Raw genomic sequence first — 18,170 nt, 5'->3', positions numbered from 1 at the left:
CCTTACCCCTTGCAGATTCCGCGCGCATCGGCTTTTGCGTGTGCTACAAGCCGCGACTTCGCGCGCGGGCCCTATAAGCCCGCGACTGGTTGCGATCTAGGAAGACCAAGCGCAGTAGTCAAGTATTCTGGCGATCCAATCGTCGGATGACAGGCCGCTCGCGAGCTCAAGGGAACGACATGCCTGATGTGATTTTGACCGGCGCGTCCGGGCGGATCGAAGGTCGCTATTCTCCGGGCAAGACCGAGACGGCGCCGATCGCGCTGATCCTGCACCCCCACCCGAAGGCCGGCGGTCACATGAACCACCCGGTGTCGGTCCAGCTGTACCACCTGTTCATGAAGCGCGGTTTCGCGACCTTGCGCTTCAATTTCCGCGGCGTCGGCCGCAGCCAGGGCGAGTTCGACGCCGGCATCGGCGAGCTGGCCGACGCGGCCACCGCGCTCGACTGGTTGCAGACCAGCAACCCGGCCGCCAGCCAGACCTGGGTCGCCGGCTTCGACTTCGGCGCCTATATCGGCATGCAGCTCCTGATGCGCCGCCCCGAGACGGACGGCTTCATCTCGGTGTCGCCGCCGACCAACATGTACGACTTCAGCTTCCTGGCCCCCTGCCCGGCCTCGGGCCTGTTCCTGACGGGCTCGGCCGACACCATCACCCCGCCGGTCGAGGTCGAGCGCGTGGTCACCAAGCTGCGGACCCAGAAGGGCATCACGATCGACTACGAGGTCATCGACAAGGCCAGCCACTTCTGGACCGAGCACCTGCCCAGCGTCGAGAAGAGCGTCAGCGAGTATCTCGACAAGCGCCTGGCTGAAAACCCGATCTAGACGAACTTACCGGTTCGAATTCCAGGCCTCCCTCCGGGGAGGCCTTTTTCGTTTGTGCGGCGTGGCGGGGCGGCGATGGCGTAACATCGGTCACGATCCTATGTTTTCACTGATTGATGAATATCAGGGACGCGGTGATGCACTATGACATCGTCATTGTCGGCGGCGGCGCCGGCGGACTGGAACTGGCCTCGCGGCTGGGCCGCAGGCTGGGCGGCCGGCACGGAAAGCGCCGCGTCCTGCTGATCGACCGCTCCAGCTTCCACATCTGGAAGCCGACCCTGCACGAGGTGGCGGCCGGCACCCTGGACGTCCACCAGGAGGGCGTCTCCTATTCGATCCTGGGCCGCTCGAACGGCTTCAATTTCCTGCTCGGCGAGTTGGCCGCCTTCGACCCGGCCGCCAAGCGCCTGACCCTGAAGCCCATCACCGACGCGGACGGCCAGTTGCTGGCCCCGGAGCGGACGATCACCTTCACCTTCGGCGTGCTGGCGATCGGCTCGGGCTCGAACCTCTTCGGCACGCCCGGCGCCGAACGGGCGCACCTGCTGGAGCGCACCGAGGACGCGGAGGCCTTCCACGCCCGGCTGTTGGCGGCCTTCACCAAGGCCTCGTTCTCGCCCGAGAAGATCATGCGCGTGGCCATCGTCGGCGGCGGGGCCACCGGCGTGGAGCTGTCGGCCGAACTGATCGAGGCGCATCGCGAACTGCTGGACAGCCTGGGCGACGAACAGCGCTTCCGCCTGGACATCACAGTGGTCGAGGCCGCGCCGCGCATCCTCAATGGCCTGCCGCAAAAGATCGCCGACAAGGCGACCTTGGCCCTCGAGCGCAAGGGCGTGGCGGTGAAGACCGACGCCAAGGTGCTGGCTGTCCACGCCGACCGGCTGGAGACCAGCCGGGGCGACATCCCCGCCGACCTCATCGTCTGGGCCGCGGGCGTCAAGGCGGCCGAGGCTAATACCGGCTTCGGGCTGGAGACCAATCGCGGCAACCAGTTCGTGGTCAACGACCACCTGGAGACCTCGGCCCCCGATGTCTGGGCCCTGGGCGACTGCGCCGCCGCGCCGTGGAAGGACGGCAAGACCATCCCCGCCCGCGCCCAGGCCGCGCACCAGCAGGCCAGCTATCTGGAGCGGGCCCTGATCGCGCGGCTGCACCAGGGCCGGATGAGCGCGCCGTTCGTCTATCGCGACTTCGGCTCGCTGGTGTCGCTGGGCGACAACAAGGGCGTCGGCGCGCTGATGGGCGGGCTGGGCGGGCCGAACTTCTTCGTCGAGGGCCTGATCGCCAAGTGGGCCTACATGTCACTGCACCTCGATCACCACCGGGCGATCCTGGGCGTGGGCCGCACGGCGACCCTGGCGCTGGCGCGACTGCTGCAGCAGCGGGTGTCGGGACGGCTCAAATTGCACTGACTTTCACTGGGTCCCGGCTCTCCGCTCCGCTACGGCCGGGATGACAAGAAAGTTTAGGGCGTAACGATCCTTCCGCCCGTCATCGCCGCCTTCACGCCCGTGGTGCCGGGGAAGCTGATCGGCAGCCCCTTGGCCGTTCGCGCCGCCAGGTAGGCGAACGCCTCGGCCTCGATGCTGTCGCCGCGCCAGCCACAGGCCTCGGCGGCCTGCACGGGAACCGGCGCGCGCTCGGCCAGGGTCCTCATGATCGCCGGATTGTGCCGGCCGCCGCCGCAGACGATCAGGGCGCTGGGCGTCTCGCCGCCTTGGCTAAAGGCGCGGAACACGCCCTCGGCGGTGAAGGCCACCAGGGTCGCGGCGGCGTCTTCGGGCGACAGATGCGCCACGGGCTCCAGCGAGAAATCGTAGCGGTCCAGCGACTTGGGAACCGGGGCGTCGAAATAGGGGCTCGACAGCAGGGCGTTCAGCGCCCGTTCGTCGACGCGCCCGACCGAGGCCAGCCTGCCGTCCTCGTCGAAGCGGGCGATGCCGCGCGCCTGCAGCATCAGGTCGATCATGCCGTTGCCGGGGCCGGTGTCGAAAGCCAGCAAGGCTCCGTCCGGGCCGATCAGGGTGATGTTGGCCACCCCGCCGACGTTCAGCGCCGCCACCGGCGCGGCCAGCCCCGAGGCCCGGGCGCGGGCGGCATGGTAGATCGGCGCCAGCGGCGCGCCCTCCCCGCCGGCCGCCACGTCGGCGGTGCGGAAGTCGAAGGCCACCGGACGCCCCGTGGCCTTGGCCAGGCGCTCGGCGTCCAGCAACTGGACCGTGCGCCCGCTCCGCTCCGCGGTCGGCCGCTCGTGCAGCACCGTCTGGCCGTGGACGCCCAGCAGGTCGAACGCGCTCCATGACAGGCCGTGCTCTTCCAGGAAGCTCTCTGCGGCGTGGAAATGCTCGTCGGCGACGGCCTTGCGCGCCTCGTCGAAGATCGCCGGCTCGGGCTCGCCGCGCGGCCAGGCGCGGGCGATGTCGGTGGTCCTCAGCAGCAGGTCGCGGGTCGCCTCGCGCAGCTTGCGCTCGCCGGCCGGGCCGAAGCCCTGGATGTCTTCGCCGTCGGTTTCCAGCACCGCCATGTCGACCGCGTCGAGCGAGGTGCCGGTCATAAATCCCAGGATCTTCATGGAGACGTTGACTGCCACGGGCGGCTAACGGTAGCTAGACCCATGATCGACGCTTTCGTCCTGGCCCGCCCCTATTACCGCCCGCTGCCATAGCGGGAGGCCGACCAGACATGTCGCCGCCCCGCCTCGCCGGGGTCGCTCTCATCCAGTCGATCAAGCGCTCCGGCTCCCCTGCCCGGAGTTTGAAATGAAACCCTCACATTCCCTCGATTTGGCGAACCTCGCCGTGCTAGACGGCCCGCCAGGTCAATCAGAGAGTCGAACCATGTCCGCCGCGCCGTCCTTCAAGTCGGAGTTCCTGCGAACCCTGGAGGCGCGCGGCTACATCCATCAGATCACCCACCCGGACGAGCTGGACGCCGCGGCCGCCGGCGGAATCATCACCGCTTACATCGGCTTCGACGCCACGGCCCCCAGCCTGCACGTCGGCAGCCTGATCCAGATCATGATGCTGCGCCGCCTGCAGCAGGCCGGCCACAAGCCGATCGTCCTGATGGGCGGCGGCACGACCAAGGTCGGCGACCCGACCGGCAAGGACGAGAGCCGCAAGCTGCTGTCGGACGCCGACATCGCCGCCAACATCGCCGGCATCAAGCAGGTCTTCGCCAGGTTCCTGACTTTCGGCGACGGCCCGACCGACGCCATCATGGTCGACAACGACGCGTGGCTCAGCAAGTTCGGCTACGTGCAGTTCCTGCGCGACTACGGCGTGCACTTCACGGTCAACCGGATGCTGGCCTTCGACTCGGTCAAGCTGCGCCTCGAGCGCGAACAGCCAATGACCTTCCTCGAATTCAACTACATGCTGATGCAGGCGGTGGACTTCCTGGAGCTGAACCGCGCGCACGGCTGCGTGCTGCAGATGGGCGGCTCGGACCAGTGGGGTAACATCCTCAACGGCGTCGAGCTGACCCGCCGCGTCGACCACAAGGCCGCCTTCGGCCTGACAACGCCGCTGCTGGCCACCGCCTCGGGCGCCAAGATGGGCAAGACCATGGCCGGCGCGGTGTGGCTGAACGCCGAGCAACTGAGCCCCTACGACTACTGGCAGTTCTGGCGTAACACGGAGGACGCCGACGTCGGCCGCTTCCTGAAGCTGTTCACCGACCTGCCGCTGGACAAGATCGCCGAGCTGGAAGCCCTCGAAGGCGCCCAGATCAACGACGCCAAGAAGGTGCTGGCCGACGAAGCCACCCGCATGGCCCACGGCGAAGAGGAGGCCCGCAAAGCCCGCGACGCCGCCGAGAAGGCCTTCGAGCAGGGCGCGCTGTCGGCCGACCTGCCGACCTTCGAGGTCCCGGCGGCCGAACTGGAAGCCGGTATCGTGCTGGCGGCCCTGTTCGCCGACGCGGGCCTGGCCGGTTCACGCGGCGAGGCCCGTCGCCTGGCCCAGGGCGGCGGCCTGAAGGTCAACGACAAGGCCGAGGCCAGCGCGGACCGGGTGATTACCTCGGCCGACCTCGTCGAAGGCGTCGTCAAGCTGGCCGCCGGCAAGAAGAAGATCGTGCTGGTGAAGCCCGTTTAGTTATCGGTTGATTGTGCTCCCGGCCCTGGCGTAGCCAAGGGCCGGGGTGACCCTTTCCCCCAGGAGACGCGTTCGATGCTGCAGCCCGGCGACAAGGCCCCTGATTTCGACCTGCCGACCGACACCGGCCGCGTCAGCCTGGCCAGCCTGAAGGGCAAGAATGTCGTCCTGTACTTCTATCCGAAGGACGACACCGCTGGCTGCACGTCGGAAGCCCTGCAGTTCTCGTCGGAAGTCGAGGAGTTCCAGAAGCTGGGCGCGGTGATCGTCGGCGTGTCCAAGGACAGCGTCGCCTCGCACGCCAAGTTCCGCGCCAAGCACGACCTGACCATCGACCTGGCCGCCGATCCGCTGGGCGACGTTGTCGAGGCCTATGGCGCCTGGGTCGAAAAGAGCATGTATGGCCGCAAGTACATGGGCATCGACCGCTCGACCTTCCTGATCGACCGCGAAGGCGTCGTCCGCGAAGTCTGGCGCAAGGTGAAGGTGCCCGGCCACATCAAGGCCGTGATGACCGCCGCCAAGGCCATCAAGTAGATTTTCGCCTCGCTCTGTTCGCCTCGCTGCTTTCGTCTCTCGGGGGAACCCGTTGGTCGCTGAGGTGTTGTATCGGCGCATCCCCCTGTGGCTTTTGCGTTTGAATACAGCCTTAACGTTTGGTCCTGACGGTGAGGAAACGTTAAGGATCGAGGCGCAATGTGACTTTTCGCGAGTCGCGCTCACTTAGGGCGCGAAGAGTCTTGCGCGTTTCCGCTTTCTCGTAGCATATCGCCCAGACCTGAAACGGGGGGTTTCTTGGGCGATGGCGATCAAGCGCTTTAAGCGACTGCGGCACTCTCTCGAAGCCCTGTTTCCCGAACGGCACATCTATATCCGCTCCGGCGGCGAGATGCGCGGCTACGTCTTTTCCACCAACAAGCAGCTGCTGGGCGCGTCCGTCGTCGCCGTCACCGCGCTATGGATGGGCGTCTGCACCGCGTCGATGGCGGTCAACGCCCTGGCGGTCAGCTCGACCGACCAGCAGGTCATCCGCCAGAAGGCCTATTACGAGCGCCTGAACGCCGACCGCCAGGCTCGCCTGAACAGCGCCGTGGCCCAGCTGTCGGCCACCAATGGCTCGCTGGAAGACCTGGCCGCTTCGGTCGAGAAGCGCCACGCCGCCCTCGCCCTGCTGGTTTCCGACTTCAAGGGCGTGCCCGGCGCCGCCCAGGCCCTGACCGTCGCCAAGCCGCGCCTGCTGGCCGCCAGCCCGGTGCAGCGCATCCAGGCCACCCGGATGGATCAGGAGCGCCTGATCGACGCCGCCGAAAGCTTCGCCAAGAGCCGCGCCGAGCGCCTGCGCCTGGCCATGCGGATGGCGGGCCTGGACGCCGGCAACTTCACCGGTCGCGGCGTGTCGCTGGGCGGCCCGCTGATCGAGGCCAAGGATCCGCGCGCCCTGGCCGCGGTCCTCGACGTCGACGAGGATTTCGCCAGCCGCATCCAGCACGCGGCCAACGACATGTCGGACATGCGCAGCCTGGGCGCGGCGGCCAAGAAGCTGCCCTTCTACCGTCCGACCAGCAATCCGGCCCTGTCGTCCAGCTACGGCGTCCGCTTCGACCCGTTCACGCACCGGCCGGCCTTCCATTCTGGCCTGGACTTCCCCGGCGCCATGCGCACCCCGATCATGGCCACGGCCCCCGGCGTCATCTCGTTCACGGGCGTCCGCTCAGGCTACGGCAACACGGTCGAGATCGACCACGGCGGCGGCTTCAAGACCCGCTACGCCCACCTGGCCTCCATCAGTGTCCGCGTCGGCGAGCGCGTGACCATCGGCAGCCGCGTCGGCGCCATGGGCTCGACCGGCCGTTCGACCGGGCCGCACCTCCACTACGAAGTCTGGGTCAACGGTAAGGCTCAGAATCCCAATCGCTACTTGAAGGCTGGTGAGTATGTTCAGCAAACAAGCTAAGTCGGGCTCAAAAAACCCGGCTCGCATCGAGCCCCTGCCGACCCCGATGACGGCCGCCCCCGCCGACCAGGCCCGCCGCGCGCCGCCGAAAGTGGCGTCCCTGCTGTCGGCCGACCTGACCATCGAGGGCAGCGTCACCGGCGAAGGCGAGCTGCAGATCGACGGCGTGGTCAAGGGCGATGTCCGCGTCGGCCGCCTGACCGTCGGCGAGACCGGCCACGTCGAGGGCGGCGTCTATGCCGAGGCGGTGGAAGTGCGCGGCCGCGTGGTGGGCGCGATCACCTCCAAGCAGGTCCGCCTCTACGGCACCTCATATGTCGATGGCGACATCACCCACGAGCAGCTGGCCATGGAAACCGGGGCCTTCTTCCAGGGCCGCAGCCTGAAGTTCCAGCGCCCCGCCCCGGTCGCCCAGCCGGCGCCGCCCCCGGAGCAACTGGCGATCGCCCAGGCCAAGCCTGTCGCGGGCTGAGGCTTCGGACTTTCCGAACGCAGGCTTCAGATACAAGAACGCCCCGGATCACTCCGGGGCGTTTTCGTATTCCAGGGCGTGGATCTTAGCCTTCCGTCGCGTCGCGCGTGGCGCCAACGCGCTGGGCCAGCGAGGCGCCCATGAAGGCGTCGAGGTCGCCGTCCAGCACGCCCGCGGTGTCGGACGTCTCGACGTTGGTCCGCAGGTCCTTGACCATCTGGTAGGGCTGCAGGACGTAGCTGCGGATCTGGTGCCCCCAGCCGATGTCGGTCTTCTGGTCTTCCAGCGCCTGCTGGGCGGCTTCACGGCGCTGCAGCTCGGCCTCGTAGAGACGGGCGCGCAGCATCTTCCACGCTTCTTCGCGGTTCTGGTGCTGCGAGCGCCCGGCCTGGCAGGCCACGGCGATGCCTGTCGGGATGTGCGTCAGACGCACGGCCGAGTCGGTCTTGTTGATGTGCTGACCGCCGGCCCCGGAGGCGCGGTAGGTGTCGGTCCGCACGTCGGCCGGGTTGATCTCGATCTCGATCGTGTCGTCGACCACGGGATAGACCCAGGCCGAGGCGAACGAGGTATGGCGGCGGGCGCTGCTGTCATAGGGGCTGATGCGCACCAGACGGTGCACGCCGGCCTCGGTCTTCAGCCAGCCATAGGCGTTCGGGCCCTTGACCAGCAGGGTCGCGGACTTGATGCCGGCCTGGTCGCCGTCGGTCTCTTCGATCAGCTCGGTCGTCATGCCGTGGGCGTTGGCCCAGCGCGTGTACATGCGCAGCAGGATGCCCGCCCAGTCGCACGACTCGGTGCCGCCGGCCCCGGAGTTGATTTCGATATAGGCGTCGTTGCCGTCGGCCTCGCCGGAAAGCAGGGCCTCGAGTTCGGCGCGGCCGGCGCGTTCCTTGATGGCCTTCAGCTGGGCGCGGGCGTCGTTCAGGGAATCCTCGTCGGACTCCATGTCAGCCAGTTCGGCATATTCCAGCGCGTCCTTGACGTCGCGCTCGATGCCTTGCACGGCCTCGACCTTGGCGGCCAGGGCGGCGCGCTCGCGCGAGACCGCCTGGGCCTCGGTCGGACGATCCCACAGGGTCGGGTCTTCGACCCGGGCGTTCAGCTCATCGAGCTTTCGGAGGGCGACATCCCAGTCAAAGACGCCTCCTGAGCAGTCCAATGGACTGCTCGATGTCAGCCGCGGCGGCCTCGACATCCGGTCGCATCACGTTACTCCGTGACAGTGTTGAAGGGCGCGGGAGATAGCGCGCGTCGCTCTCCCGCGCAATGAGAGTTAGTAAGGCCCGCCCTAATAGAGCCCACTGAGGGGATCGACCTTCTGCGGCGGCGGCTTGCCCGGTTGAGGCGCCTGCTGGACCGGTTGCGGCAGGCCCGGCGAGATCTGCTCGTACGGGATCGGCCCCGTCGGGGCGACCTCCACCTTGGGCTCGGTGCCCGGGCGGAAGGCCTCGCGGACGCCGCGCACCATGGCGAACTTGGCGTTCTTCGGCGGCTTGAAGTCGACGGCCGGCTGGCCGTCCAGCGCCACCTTCATGAAGTCCATGAACACCGGCACGGCGTCGGTCGCGCCCGTCTCGCCCTCGCCCAGCGAGCGGTTGTCGTCGAAACCGACGAAGACGCCGACCACGAGATTGGGCGAATAGCCGACGAACCAGGCGCTGCGGTACTCGTTGGTCGTGCCGGTCTTGCCGGCCAGCGGGCGACCGAGGGAGCTGACCGCGGCGGCGGTGCCGCGCTGGACCACGCCCTGCAGCATGGAGGTGATCTGGTAGGCGGTGACCGGATCCATGATCTGTTCGCCTGGCGCGGCGAACCTGGGGCTTTCATCGCCGTTGAAGCCAGCATCGCAGCGCTCGCAATCACGCTTGTCGGCCCGGAAGATGACCTTGCCCTCGCGGTCCTGCACCAGTTCGATCAGGTGCGGGTCGACACGGCGGCCGCCATTGACGAACGCGGCGTAGGCGGCCGTCAGCTTGAACGGCGTCGTTTCGCCCGCGCCCAGGGCCATGGCCAGGACGGGGTCCATGGTCTTGGTCACGCCGGCGCGCTGGGCGAAGTCGACGACCTTCTTCATGCCGACGCCCTGGGCCAGGCGCACGGTCATGGCGTTGATCGACTGTTCCAGGCCCTTGCGCAGCGGCTGAGCGCCGTAGAACTCCTTGTGGTAGTTCTCCGGGCTCCAGTCCTGGCCGTTCGCACCCTTGAAGGTGATGGCGCTGTCGACGACGACACTGGCCGGCGTGTAGCCGTTCTCCAGCGCGGTGGCGTAGACGAACGGCTTGAACGATGAGCCGGGCTGGCGCATCGCCTGGGTGGCGCGGTTGAAGTTTGACAGCGAGTAGCTGTAGCCGCCGACCAGGGCGACGATCCGGCCGGTATAGGGCTCCATGGCCACCAGGGCGCCGTTGACCGCCGGAACCTGGCGCAGGCGATAGCCGGCGTCGGTCTTCTCGACGAACACCAGGTCACCGGCCTTCAGGCCCTTGCCGTTCTTGGCCCAGGTGAGGTCCTCGCCGACGATCTGGCCCTCGCCCTCGTCCTTGACCAGGCGGATCCGGCCGTCGTTGGAGACGACCAGGGCCTGGCGCCACTTGCCGCGCTCGGCCGGCGGGGCCTTGGCCAGGGCGGTCTTTTCCCAGGCCAGATCCGTCGATTCGACATGGCCCCAGGCCCCGCGCCAGCCGTGGCGGCGGTCGTACTTCTCCAGGCCGTCCATCAACGCCGAGCGCGCTGCCGTCTGCAGGCGCGGATCCAGCGTGGTGCGCATGTAGTAACCGCCCTCGCTGAGGCGCGGCCCCAGCGTGGCCATGCCGCGCTGGCGCACTTCCTCGACGAAATAGTCGGCGTCGCGATAGGCGGCGCGCTTGGGCGAGGACTGGACCACCAGATCCTCGGCCATGGCCTTCTGGGCCTCGGCCTTCGACACCCAACCCTGATCGGCCATCTGGCCCAGCACCCAGTTGCGCCGGGTCATGGCTTTGGCCTTGTTGCGGATCGGATGGTAGTTGTCCGGTCCCTTGGGCAGCGAGGCCAGGAAGGCGCATTCGGCCAGGGTCAGGTCCGGCAGCGACTTGCCGAAATAGTTGTAGGCGGCCGCGCCGACGCCGAACGAGCGATAGCCCAGCCAGATTTCGTTGAGATACAGCTCGAGAATCTGCTGCTTGGTCAGCGATTGCTCCAGCCGGTGGGCCAGGATCGCTTCCTTGAACTTGCGCCCGACCGTGGCGTCGCTGGTCAGCAGGACGTTCTTGGCGACCTGCTGGGTGATGGTCGAGCCGCCCTCGAGGCGTTTGCCGCGAACGACATTGCCGACGTTCTTGAGCATGGCCCGCGACAGGCCCGAGACGTCGACGCCGCCGTGCTGGAAGAAGTTGCGATCCTCGGCCGCCAGGAAGGCCTGGGCCAGCTGCGGCGGGATCTGGTCGTAGGGGATGAAGATCCGGCGCTCTTTGCTGTACTCGCCGATCAGGGTGCCGTCCCAGGCGTAGACGCGCGTCGCCGTCGGCGGACGATAGTCCTGCAGCTCACCGGCGTCGGGCATGTCATGGAACAGCCAGGCGGCGTAGATCGCGATCGCGAAACCCGCGACCGCGATGGCCGAAAGCACCGCCACGCCCGCGATGGCCATCCATCGTTCGGTGGGTTTCAGATCCACGCGACCTCCGTCGAGGCAGGCCCCCTCGCCTGCCGCACACACTTCACTAGATCGCTTGGCGCCGAACCGTAAGCGGTTTTGCGGTCGCACCTCGCGGGGCGAAGCACGAACGATCGTCCCTGTGATTAGAGGGCGACAGGCAAAAGGGGAAGCGGCTGCCCTCCCCGTTCCCTGTCGGTCGCGCGATGGCCTCCGAAACCAGCTTTCAGTTTCAGCGATCGCGCTCCCGTCAGGACTTGCGCAGACCCGCCGAGAAATAGGCCTCGATCGAGTCGCCGACCGCGTCGACCAGGCGATTGCGGCTGGCCTTGGTGGTCAGGAAGGCTTCGTCTTCCGGATTGGTGATGAAGCCCATCTCCAGCAGCACGGCGGGCACGTCCGGCGCCAGCAAGACTATGAAGCCGGCGTCGCGGTGGCTGCGGCGCAGCAGCGTGGTTTCCTCGCCGACGCTGGCCAGCAGCAGCTGGGCGAAGGCGGCCGAACGGTTCTTGGTGGCGCGCTGCGACAGGTCCAGCAGGATCTGGCTGACGGCGCGATCGCGGCCCGGCAGATTGGCCTTCATCAGCCAATCGTCCTTGTCGAGGACGAGGCCAACGCGCTCGGAGCCCTTGTCGGACACGGTGTAGACCGAAGCGCCGCGCGTGCTGACGTCGGGGCCCGAGTCGGCATGCAAGGAAATAAACAGATCGGCGTCGGCGCGACGGGCGATCTGCACGCGGCCCTCCAGCGGGATGAAGGTGTCGGTCTCGCGAGTCAGCACGACCTGGAAGCGGCCGGTGCGCTCCAGGCGCGCCTTCAGCGCCTTGGCCGCGGCCAGGGTGACGTCCTTCTCGAAGACAGTGGCGCCCAGCGAGCCGGGATCCTTGCCGCCGTGGCCGGCGTCGATGACGATGACCTTCTTCAGGCGCAGCGGCGCGGCCTTGACCGGTCCGCTGGCGAAGGTCAGGCGTGGAGCCTGCGGGGCGCCGACCTGCGGCGCGGCGTCGACGGCCTTCAGGTCGATCACGTAGCGATAGGCGGTCGCGCCGTCGCCCGGCGGCAGCAGGAATCGGCGGCGGACCTCGGCCTTGCCCGTCAGGTCCAGGCGCAGACGGGCGCCGCCGGCGGCCTCGTCGATCACCCAGCGCTTGACCAGGCCCTGGCCGGAACCTTGCAGATCGCCCGACACCAGCACGTTCGGCAGGGCCATGACCAGGCGCTGGTCGCTCATGCCGTCGGAGATCAGCTTGCCGACCGCGGCGCGATCCAGGTCGATGACGACGCGGGTTTCGTTGCGGTCGCCGCCGAAGCGGACCTTCTGCACGCCGGCCGGCGCGGCCGGTCCCTGGGCGGTGGCCACGGCGACGCCGGCGACCGTGAGGCCCCCGACAATCAGGGCCGCCCGGACCCAGCCCATGCGGGCCAAACTGATAAGAAGCTTACGCATACCCGCCCGCGTAATCCGAAACTGGTGAACTGACTGTCAATATCTCCCGGGGCGGTAGCCAAAGGGTTAAGTCCAGATCATCCGTCGAAAGCTTTTCTTTTGTGCGTCGATGTGGCTACAGTCCCGCCGTGCGCGAATGTCGTGACCGTCACGACTCCGTGCGGGCCGTCCGAGCCCCGAAAGTGGTCTCGAACCTCTTCCGGCGCGAAGGCGGCAGACTAGATAGTGTTCGAGAGACGGCCGATCTGGCGGGCAAGACGCCGACCGAGACGCCGGATCTAGGGCTCGCGTCGGGCTCAAACGCCCTTCTGGCGACGACGCGCCATCCGATCCGCGCCATCCGGCGCGACAACACCACCTCCTCGCGCCACTCGTGACGCGACAGGCAAACCATCCAGTCCGCGCTTCATGCGCGGTAGGGAAAAACGAAACCCCCAATGGGCTGCGCCGCACCCGACCGCCTTTGGCACCCGACCCTTCGCAACCGCGCTGACGGTGCGACGGTCGGCGACGCGCGCGCCCTTCATTCAGAACGGCGACCGGGCCTCGCGCCCGCCGCGCGCCGTGGAGACTTCCTTAATGTCGAAGAAGATGCTGATCGACGCAGCACACGCCGAAGAGACGCGTGTGGTCGTCGTGGACGGAACCCGGGTTGAAGAGTTCGATTTCGAAAGCCAGACCCGCAAACAGCTTCGCGGAAATATCTACCTCGCCAAGGTGACCCGCGTTGAACCCAGCCTCCAGGCTGCGTTCATCGAGTACGGCGGTAACCGTCACGGGTTCCTGGCGTTCAACGAAATCCACCCGGACTATTACCAGATCCCGGTCGCCGACCGTGAAGCGCTGATGCGCGACGATTCGGGTGACGACGATGACGACACCCCGGTCTCGCGTCGCGCTTCGGGCGGCGACGACGAGGACGACATCAACGGCGGCCACGCGGTCGACGACGACGATGATGACGTCGAAGAAGAGCTGGCCCGCCGCAAGCGCCGGCTGATGCGCAAGTACAAGATCCAGGAAGTGATCCGCCGCCGGCAGATCATGCTGGTCCAGGTCGTCAAGGAAGAGCGTGGCAACAAGGGAGCGGCCCTGACCACCTACCTGTCGCTGGCCGGCCGCTACGGCGTCCTGATGCCCAACACCGCCCGGGGCGGCGGCATCAGCCGCAAGATCACCGCGGTGTCCGACCGCCGTCGCCTGAAGAGCGTGGTCAACAGCCTGGACGTGCCGCAGGGCATGGGCCTGATCGTCCGCACGGCCGGCGCCAAGCGCACCAAGGCCGAGGTCAAGCGCGACTACGAATATCTGCTGCGTCTGTGGGAAAACATCCGCGACAACACGCTGCACTCGGTCGCCCCGGCGCTGATCTACGAGGAAGAAGACCTCGTCAAGCGCGCCATCCGCGACATGTACGACAAGGACCTGGAAGGGATCTGGGTCGAGGGCGACGCCGGCTACAAGGAAGCGCGCGACTTCATGCGCATGCTGATGCCGAGCCAGTCCAAGAAGGTCTTCAACTACCGCGACCCGACCCCGCTGTTCGTCAAGCACAAGATCGAGGACCATCTGGCCCAGATCTATTCGCCGGTCGTGCCGCTGCGTTCCGGCGGTTATCTGGTGATCAACCAGACCGAGGCGCTGGTCGCCATCGACGTCAACTCGGGCAAGGCCACGCGCGAGCGCAACATCGAGGCCACGGCCCTCAAGACGAACATGGAAGCGGCCGAGGAAGCCGCTCGCCAGCTGCGCCTACGCGACCTGGCCGGCCTGATCGTCATCGACTTCATCGACATGGATGAAGGCAAGAACAACCGCGCGGTCGAGAAGGTTCTGAAGGACGCGCTCAAGGACGACCGCGCTCGCATCCAGATGGGCAAGATCTCGGGCTTCGGCCTGATGGAGATCAGCCGCCAGCGTCGCCGCACCGGCGTCCTGGAAGGCACGACCCACGTCTGCGAACATTGCGAAGGCACCGGCCGCGTCCGCTCGGTCGAGTCCAGCGCCCTGGCCGCCCTGCGCGCGGTCGAGGCCGAGGCCCTCAAGGGCTCCGGCGCGGTGATCCTGAAGGTCGCCCGCTCGGTCGGCCTCTACATCCTCAACGAAAAGCGTGACTACCTGCAGCGCCTGCAGCAGACGCACGGCCTGCACGTGACCGTCGTGGTCGACGACAGCCTGCACGCCGGCGACCAGGAGATCGAGCGCACCGAGCTGGGCGAGCGCATCGCCGTCGCCCCGGCTCCGTATGTCGAGGAAGACGACGATTTCGATCCGTCGGCCTTCGAGGACGAGGAAGACGACGAAGAGATCCTCGACGACGAGGACGAAGAGGGTCTTGAGCGCGAGGACACCGACGACGACGAAGCCTCGGCCCGCAAGCAGGCCCGCGACGACGATCGCGGCGACCGCAAGGGCCGTCGGGGCCGTCGCGATCGCGGCCGTGGCCGGGGTCGTCGTGACGAACGCGAGACCGAAGGCGAGGCTCCGGCCGAAGCGGAAGCCGAAGGCGACGAAGACGAGCTTGAGGGCGACGCCGACGACCGCGCCGAATTCGGCGATGATGATGACGGCGCCCGTCGCCGTCGCCGCCGTGGTCGCCGTGGCGGCCGTCGTGGCGGTCGCGAGGACGGCGATCGTCCGACCGACGCTTTCGTCTGGATCCGTCCGCGCGTCCCGTTCGGCGAGAACGTCTTCACCTGGCACGACCCGGCCGCCCTGGTCGGCGGCAATAGCGAGCCGCGCCGCCCGGCGCCGGAAGCCCGCGCCGAGCGTGAAGAGACCGCCGAGCGTCCGGAACGCGTCGAGCGCGAGGAACGTCCGGCCCGCGAACGCGGCCGTCGTGGCCGTGACCGTGGTCGCCGCAACCGCGACGACGCTCCCGTGGTCGAGACTTCGGCCGAAACGACCGCCGCCGTCGACGCGATCAGCCCCGCTGAACCTGCAGAGCCCTACGAAACGCCGATCCTGGCTCCGCCGGTGATCTCCGGGCCGCCTTCCGACGTCTGGGTCGAGCTGCCCGAGGCCGAGGAAGCGCCGAAGAAGCCCAAGCGCGCCCGTTCGCGGAGCAAGAAGGCCGTCGCCGAAGAGGCCGCGCCGGAAGCCGCTCCCGAAACGACGGTCGAGGCTGTCGCCGAAACCGTGACCGAAAACGTCGCCGTGGTTTCGCCCGAACCGATTCCCGAACCGGTTCAAGCGCCGGCCCCCGAGCCGGTCGTGGAAGCCCAGCCGGAACCCGTCGTCGAAACGGCCCCGGCCGCTCCGGCCGAGCCGGATCCGAACGAGATCACCACCCCGCCCGAAAAGCCCCGCAAGGGCTGGTGGCGCCGGTAGGCTGACCTGATGACGGCCCGCGCATCGCTGGATGCGCGGGCCGAAATCGTCTTGAGGCGGAAGCGAGACCCTTGTTCCCTCGCCTCCAGCTTCCAAGTTAGACTGGTCGGGGTTCGCGGGGGCGCGATCTGGAGATCACTCAATGACCTCGCGTAGCGGGCAAGCTGGGAAGCGACTCGGCGTGGCTTTGTCCGCGTTGGCCGTGCTCGCGTCCAGTATTCCCCAGATCGCTCTGGCCCAGGACGACGGCCCCTCCCTGATCCGGGACACCGAGATCGAGGAAATCCTGCACCACGACGCCGATCCTATCTATGCGGCGGCGGGTCTGGATCCCAGGACCGTTCGCATCCTGATCGTCGGCGACAAGTCTCTGAACGCCTTCGCCACCCAGGGCCTGCAGATGGGCCTCAATACCGGCCTGATCCTGCAGACCGAGAACCCCAACCAGCTACGCGGCGTCATCGCCCACGAAACCGGACACCTGGCCGGCGGCCACCCGATCCGGTCGGGCGAGATGACGCGCGCGGGCCTCAAGCCGATGATCCTGACCATGGGCCTGGGCGTCCTGGCGGCCCTGGCCGGGTCCGCCGACGGCGCCGCCGTCCTGCTGGGCAACGCCCAATACGCCGGGGCGCTGGGCGCGCTAGGCTACAGTCGCGAGCAGGAATCGCGCGCCGACCAGGCCGGCGCCGGTTTCCTGGAGGCCACCGGCCAGTCAGGGCGCGGCCTCGTCGAGTTCTTCGACAACTTCCGCTACCAGGAGGTCTTCGATCAGGCCCGCCGCTACGAATATTTCCGCAGCCACCCCCTGTCGTCCGAACGGATCGAGGTGCTGCGCAGCCGCGTCGAACGCCAGCCGCACTACAGCGCCGTCGACACGCCCGAGGACCTGGCCCAGCACGAGATCATGAAGGCCAAGCTGGAAGGGTTCCTGAACCCGCAAGTCGCCTTGATGAAATACAAGGAAACCGACACCGGCTTTCCGGCCCGCTACGCGCGCGCGATCGCCTACTACCAGATGAAGGAGCCCGACCGGGCCCTTCAGCTGCTGGAGCCGCTGATCGCCGACCACCCCGACAATCCCTACCTGTGGGAGCTGAAGGGCCAGATCCTGTTCGAATTCAACCGCGTGGCCCAGGCCGAGGAGCCGCAGCGCAAGTCAGTGCAGCTGAAGCCCGACGCGGCCCTGCTGCGCGTCAATCTCGGCCAGACCCTGATCAATCTCAACGATCCGAAGAAGGTCGAGGAAGGCGTTCAGGAGCTCAAGCGCAGCCTGCTGAACGATCCGGACAATTCGGTGACCTGGCGACTGCTGGCCCAGGCCTACGACACCCAGAAGAAGGACGGCGAGGCGCGTCTGGCCACGGCCGAGCAGTACTACTCGCTCGGCGCCGTGCGCGAGGCCCGCGTCTTCGCCATGCGCGCCCGCGAGCTGCTGACCAAGAACACCCCCGACTGGCGCCGCGCCACCGACATCGTTCTGGCCTCGCGCCCCTCCAACCAGGACCTGAAGGATCTGGCCAAGGACGGCGCGGCGCAATCCAACCTTAGCCACTAGCCGCCTTATTCTTCCACGTTCGAGATCTTCATGACCCTGCTCCGTCGCGCCGCGACCCTCGCTGTTCCGCTAGCCATCGCCGGCTTGGCCCTCGCCGGCTGCGAACGCCCCGCGCCCAAGCCTAGCAAGGCCTTCGGCGAAAAGGTCCGCGCCTATCTGCTGGAGCACCCCGAGGTGCTGATGGAGGCTAGCCAGAAGCTGCAGGAGAAGCAGGCCGCCCAACAGACCGCCTCGGCGCAGAAGGCCATCGGCCAGTACCGACAGGCCATCGAGCGCGACCCGCGCGACATCGTGATCAATCCGGCAGGCTCGATCACCGTCACCGAATTCTTCGACTATCGCTGCGGCTACTGCCGTCACGCCGCGCCCGAGATCGTCGACCTCGTCCAGAAGAACCCGGACATCCGCCTGGTGCTGAAAGACTTCGTGATCTTCGGCCACGACAGCGAGGCCGCCGCCCGCCTGGCGCTGGGCGCCAAGGACCAGGGCAAGAGCCTGGAGCTCTACAAGGCGCTGATGGCCGAGAACGCCCTGGACGCCGCCGCCGCCCTACGGATCGCGGCCGGCCTGGGCATCGACATGACCAGGGCCAAGGCCGCCGGCGAGAGCGAGGCCGTCACCCAGCACCTGGCCGACACCGACACCCTGGCCAAGACCCTGCAACTGTCGGGCACCCCGGCCTTCATCGTCGGCGACACCCTGGTTCCGGGCGCGGACATCACCGCCCTGAAGCTGGCGATCGACCAGACGCGCGCGGCCAAGGCGAAGGCGGGTTGAGGCGCCTTGAAGCGCGACCGCCGAGGGCCCACTATCCTCGCGTGAGCGCTTCAAGGAGCAGC

15 protein-coding genes are annotated in these 18,170 nt (G+C 67.7%); 11 read left to right on the top strand and 4 right to left on the bottom strand.

Features of this window, described 5'->3' with window-relative positions; genetic code table 11:
- Positions 1-179: 179 nt before the first annotated feature.
- Both AC1RJ9_RS09560 and AC1RJ9_RS09555 read left to right on the top strand, forming a co-directional pair.
- On the top strand, positions 180-830 hold the full coding sequence (locus AC1RJ9_RS09560; protein WP_125158488.1) for an alpha/beta hydrolase: 651 nt from the start codon (positions 180-182) through the stop codon (positions 828-830).
- A 137-nt stretch (positions 831-967) separates the two neighbouring features.
- Entirely contained in the window at positions 968-2,248 is a 1,281-nt protein-coding gene (locus AC1RJ9_RS09555) for an NAD(P)/FAD-dependent oxidoreductase (RefSeq protein ID WP_492838500.1), read from the top strand.
- A gap of 53 nt (positions 2,249-2,301) precedes the next feature.
- Here the strand turns inward: AC1RJ9_RS09555 and AC1RJ9_RS09550 are convergent, their stop codons facing one another.
- Entirely contained in the window at positions 2,302-3,408 is a 1,107-nt protein-coding gene (locus AC1RJ9_RS09550) for an anhydro-N-acetylmuramic acid kinase (RefSeq protein ID WP_492838501.1), read from the bottom strand.
- Positions 3,409-3,450: 42 nt separating this feature from the next.
- Here AC1RJ9_RS09550 and AC1RJ9_RS09545 point away from each other — a divergent pair, with 42 nt between their 5' ends.
- The 5 genes from AC1RJ9_RS09545 to AC1RJ9_RS09525 all read left to right on the top strand — a co-directional run bounded on the left by AC1RJ9_RS09545 (position 3,451) and on the right by AC1RJ9_RS09525 (position 7,359).
- Positions 3,451-3,501, top strand: coding sequence for a hypothetical protein (locus AC1RJ9_RS09545; protein ID WP_024265744.1), 51 nt, complete (start codon positions 3,451-3,453; stop codon positions 3,499-3,501).
- Between the two features lie 94 nt (positions 3,502-3,595).
- On the top strand, positions 3,596-4,933 hold the full coding sequence (tyrS, locus tag AC1RJ9_RS09540) for a tyrosine--tRNA ligase (RefSeq protein WP_492838502.1): 1,338 nt from the start codon (positions 3,596-3,598) through the stop codon (positions 4,931-4,933).
- 75 nt (positions 4,934-5,008) lie between these two features.
- On the top strand, positions 5,009-5,470 hold the full coding sequence (locus AC1RJ9_RS09535) for a peroxiredoxin (protein WP_492838503.1): 462 nt from the start codon (positions 5,009-5,011) through the stop codon (positions 5,468-5,470).
- Positions 5,471-5,735: 265 nt separating this feature from the next.
- On the top strand, positions 5,736-6,887 hold the full coding sequence (locus tag AC1RJ9_RS09530; RefSeq protein ID WP_492838504.1) for a M23 family metallopeptidase: 1,152 nt from the start codon (positions 5,736-5,738) through the stop codon (positions 6,885-6,887).
- Complete coding sequence (locus AC1RJ9_RS09525; RefSeq protein ID WP_492838505.1) at positions 6,868-7,359, top strand: bactofilin family protein; 492 nt, start codon at positions 6,868-6,870, stop codon at positions 7,357-7,359. Before AC1RJ9_RS09530 ends, AC1RJ9_RS09525 begins: the two co-directional genes overlap by 20 nt.
- A gap of 85 nt (positions 7,360-7,444) precedes the next feature.
- On the opposite strand, the gene prfB is transcribed toward AC1RJ9_RS09525, so the two are convergent.
- From prfB to AC1RJ9_RS09510, 3 genes are all read right to left on the bottom strand, one after another.
- Positions 7,445-8,567, bottom strand: a protein-coding gene (gene prfB, locus AC1RJ9_RS09520; RefSeq protein ID WP_492838506.1) for a peptide chain release factor 2 whose coding sequence is annotated in 2 segments (ribosomal slippage) — positions 7,445-8,497 and positions 8,499-8,567 — 1,122 coding nt in all. Because the reading frame shifts where the segments join, the coding sequence is not laid out codon by codon here.
- A gap of 83 nt (positions 8,568-8,650) precedes the next feature.
- On the bottom strand, positions 8,651-11,017 hold the full coding sequence (locus AC1RJ9_RS09515; RefSeq protein WP_492838507.1) for a penicillin-binding protein 1A: 2,367 nt from the start codon (positions 11,015-11,017) through the stop codon (positions 8,651-8,653).
- Positions 11,018-11,246: 229 nt separating this feature from the next.
- Positions 11,247-12,443 (bottom strand): N-acetylmuramoyl-L-alanine amidase family protein, encoded by a 1,197-nt coding sequence (locus tag AC1RJ9_RS09510; RefSeq protein ID WP_492838508.1) that lies wholly within the window; start codon positions 12,441-12,443, stop codon positions 11,247-11,249.
- A 437-nt stretch (positions 12,444-12,880) separates the two neighbouring features.
- Here AC1RJ9_RS09510 and AC1RJ9_RS09505 point away from each other — a divergent pair, with 437 nt between their 5' ends.
- From AC1RJ9_RS09505 to AC1RJ9_RS09490, 4 genes are all read left to right on the top strand, one after another.
- The gene (locus AC1RJ9_RS09505; RefSeq protein ID WP_099577706.1) at positions 12,881-13,099 is read left to right on the top strand and encodes a hypothetical protein; all 219 of its coding nucleotides are present in this window, start codon (positions 12,881-12,883) and stop codon (positions 13,097-13,099) included.
- On the top strand, positions 13,023-15,773 hold the full coding sequence (locus AC1RJ9_RS09500; protein WP_492838509.1) for an Rne/Rng family ribonuclease: 2,751 nt from the start codon (positions 13,023-13,025) through the stop codon (positions 15,771-15,773). Before AC1RJ9_RS09505 ends, AC1RJ9_RS09500 begins: the two co-directional genes overlap by 77 nt.
- A 142-nt stretch (positions 15,774-15,915) precedes the next feature.
- A complete protein-coding gene (locus tag AC1RJ9_RS09495) occupies positions 15,916-17,331 on the top strand; it encodes a M48 family metalloprotease (protein WP_492838510.1) in 1,416 nt (471 codons plus the stop codon).
- A 30-nt stretch (positions 17,332-17,361) separates the two neighbouring features.
- Positions 17,362-18,108, top strand: a complete 747-nt coding sequence (locus tag AC1RJ9_RS09490; RefSeq protein WP_492838511.1) for a DsbA family protein — start codon at positions 17,362-17,364, stop codon at positions 18,106-18,108.
- Positions 18,109-18,170 lie beyond the last annotated feature (62 nt).

The organism is Caulobacter sp. GW822-FHT07D08, from assembly GCF_058798735.1.
This window is presented reverse-complemented; position numbering and strand designations above follow the sequence as displayed.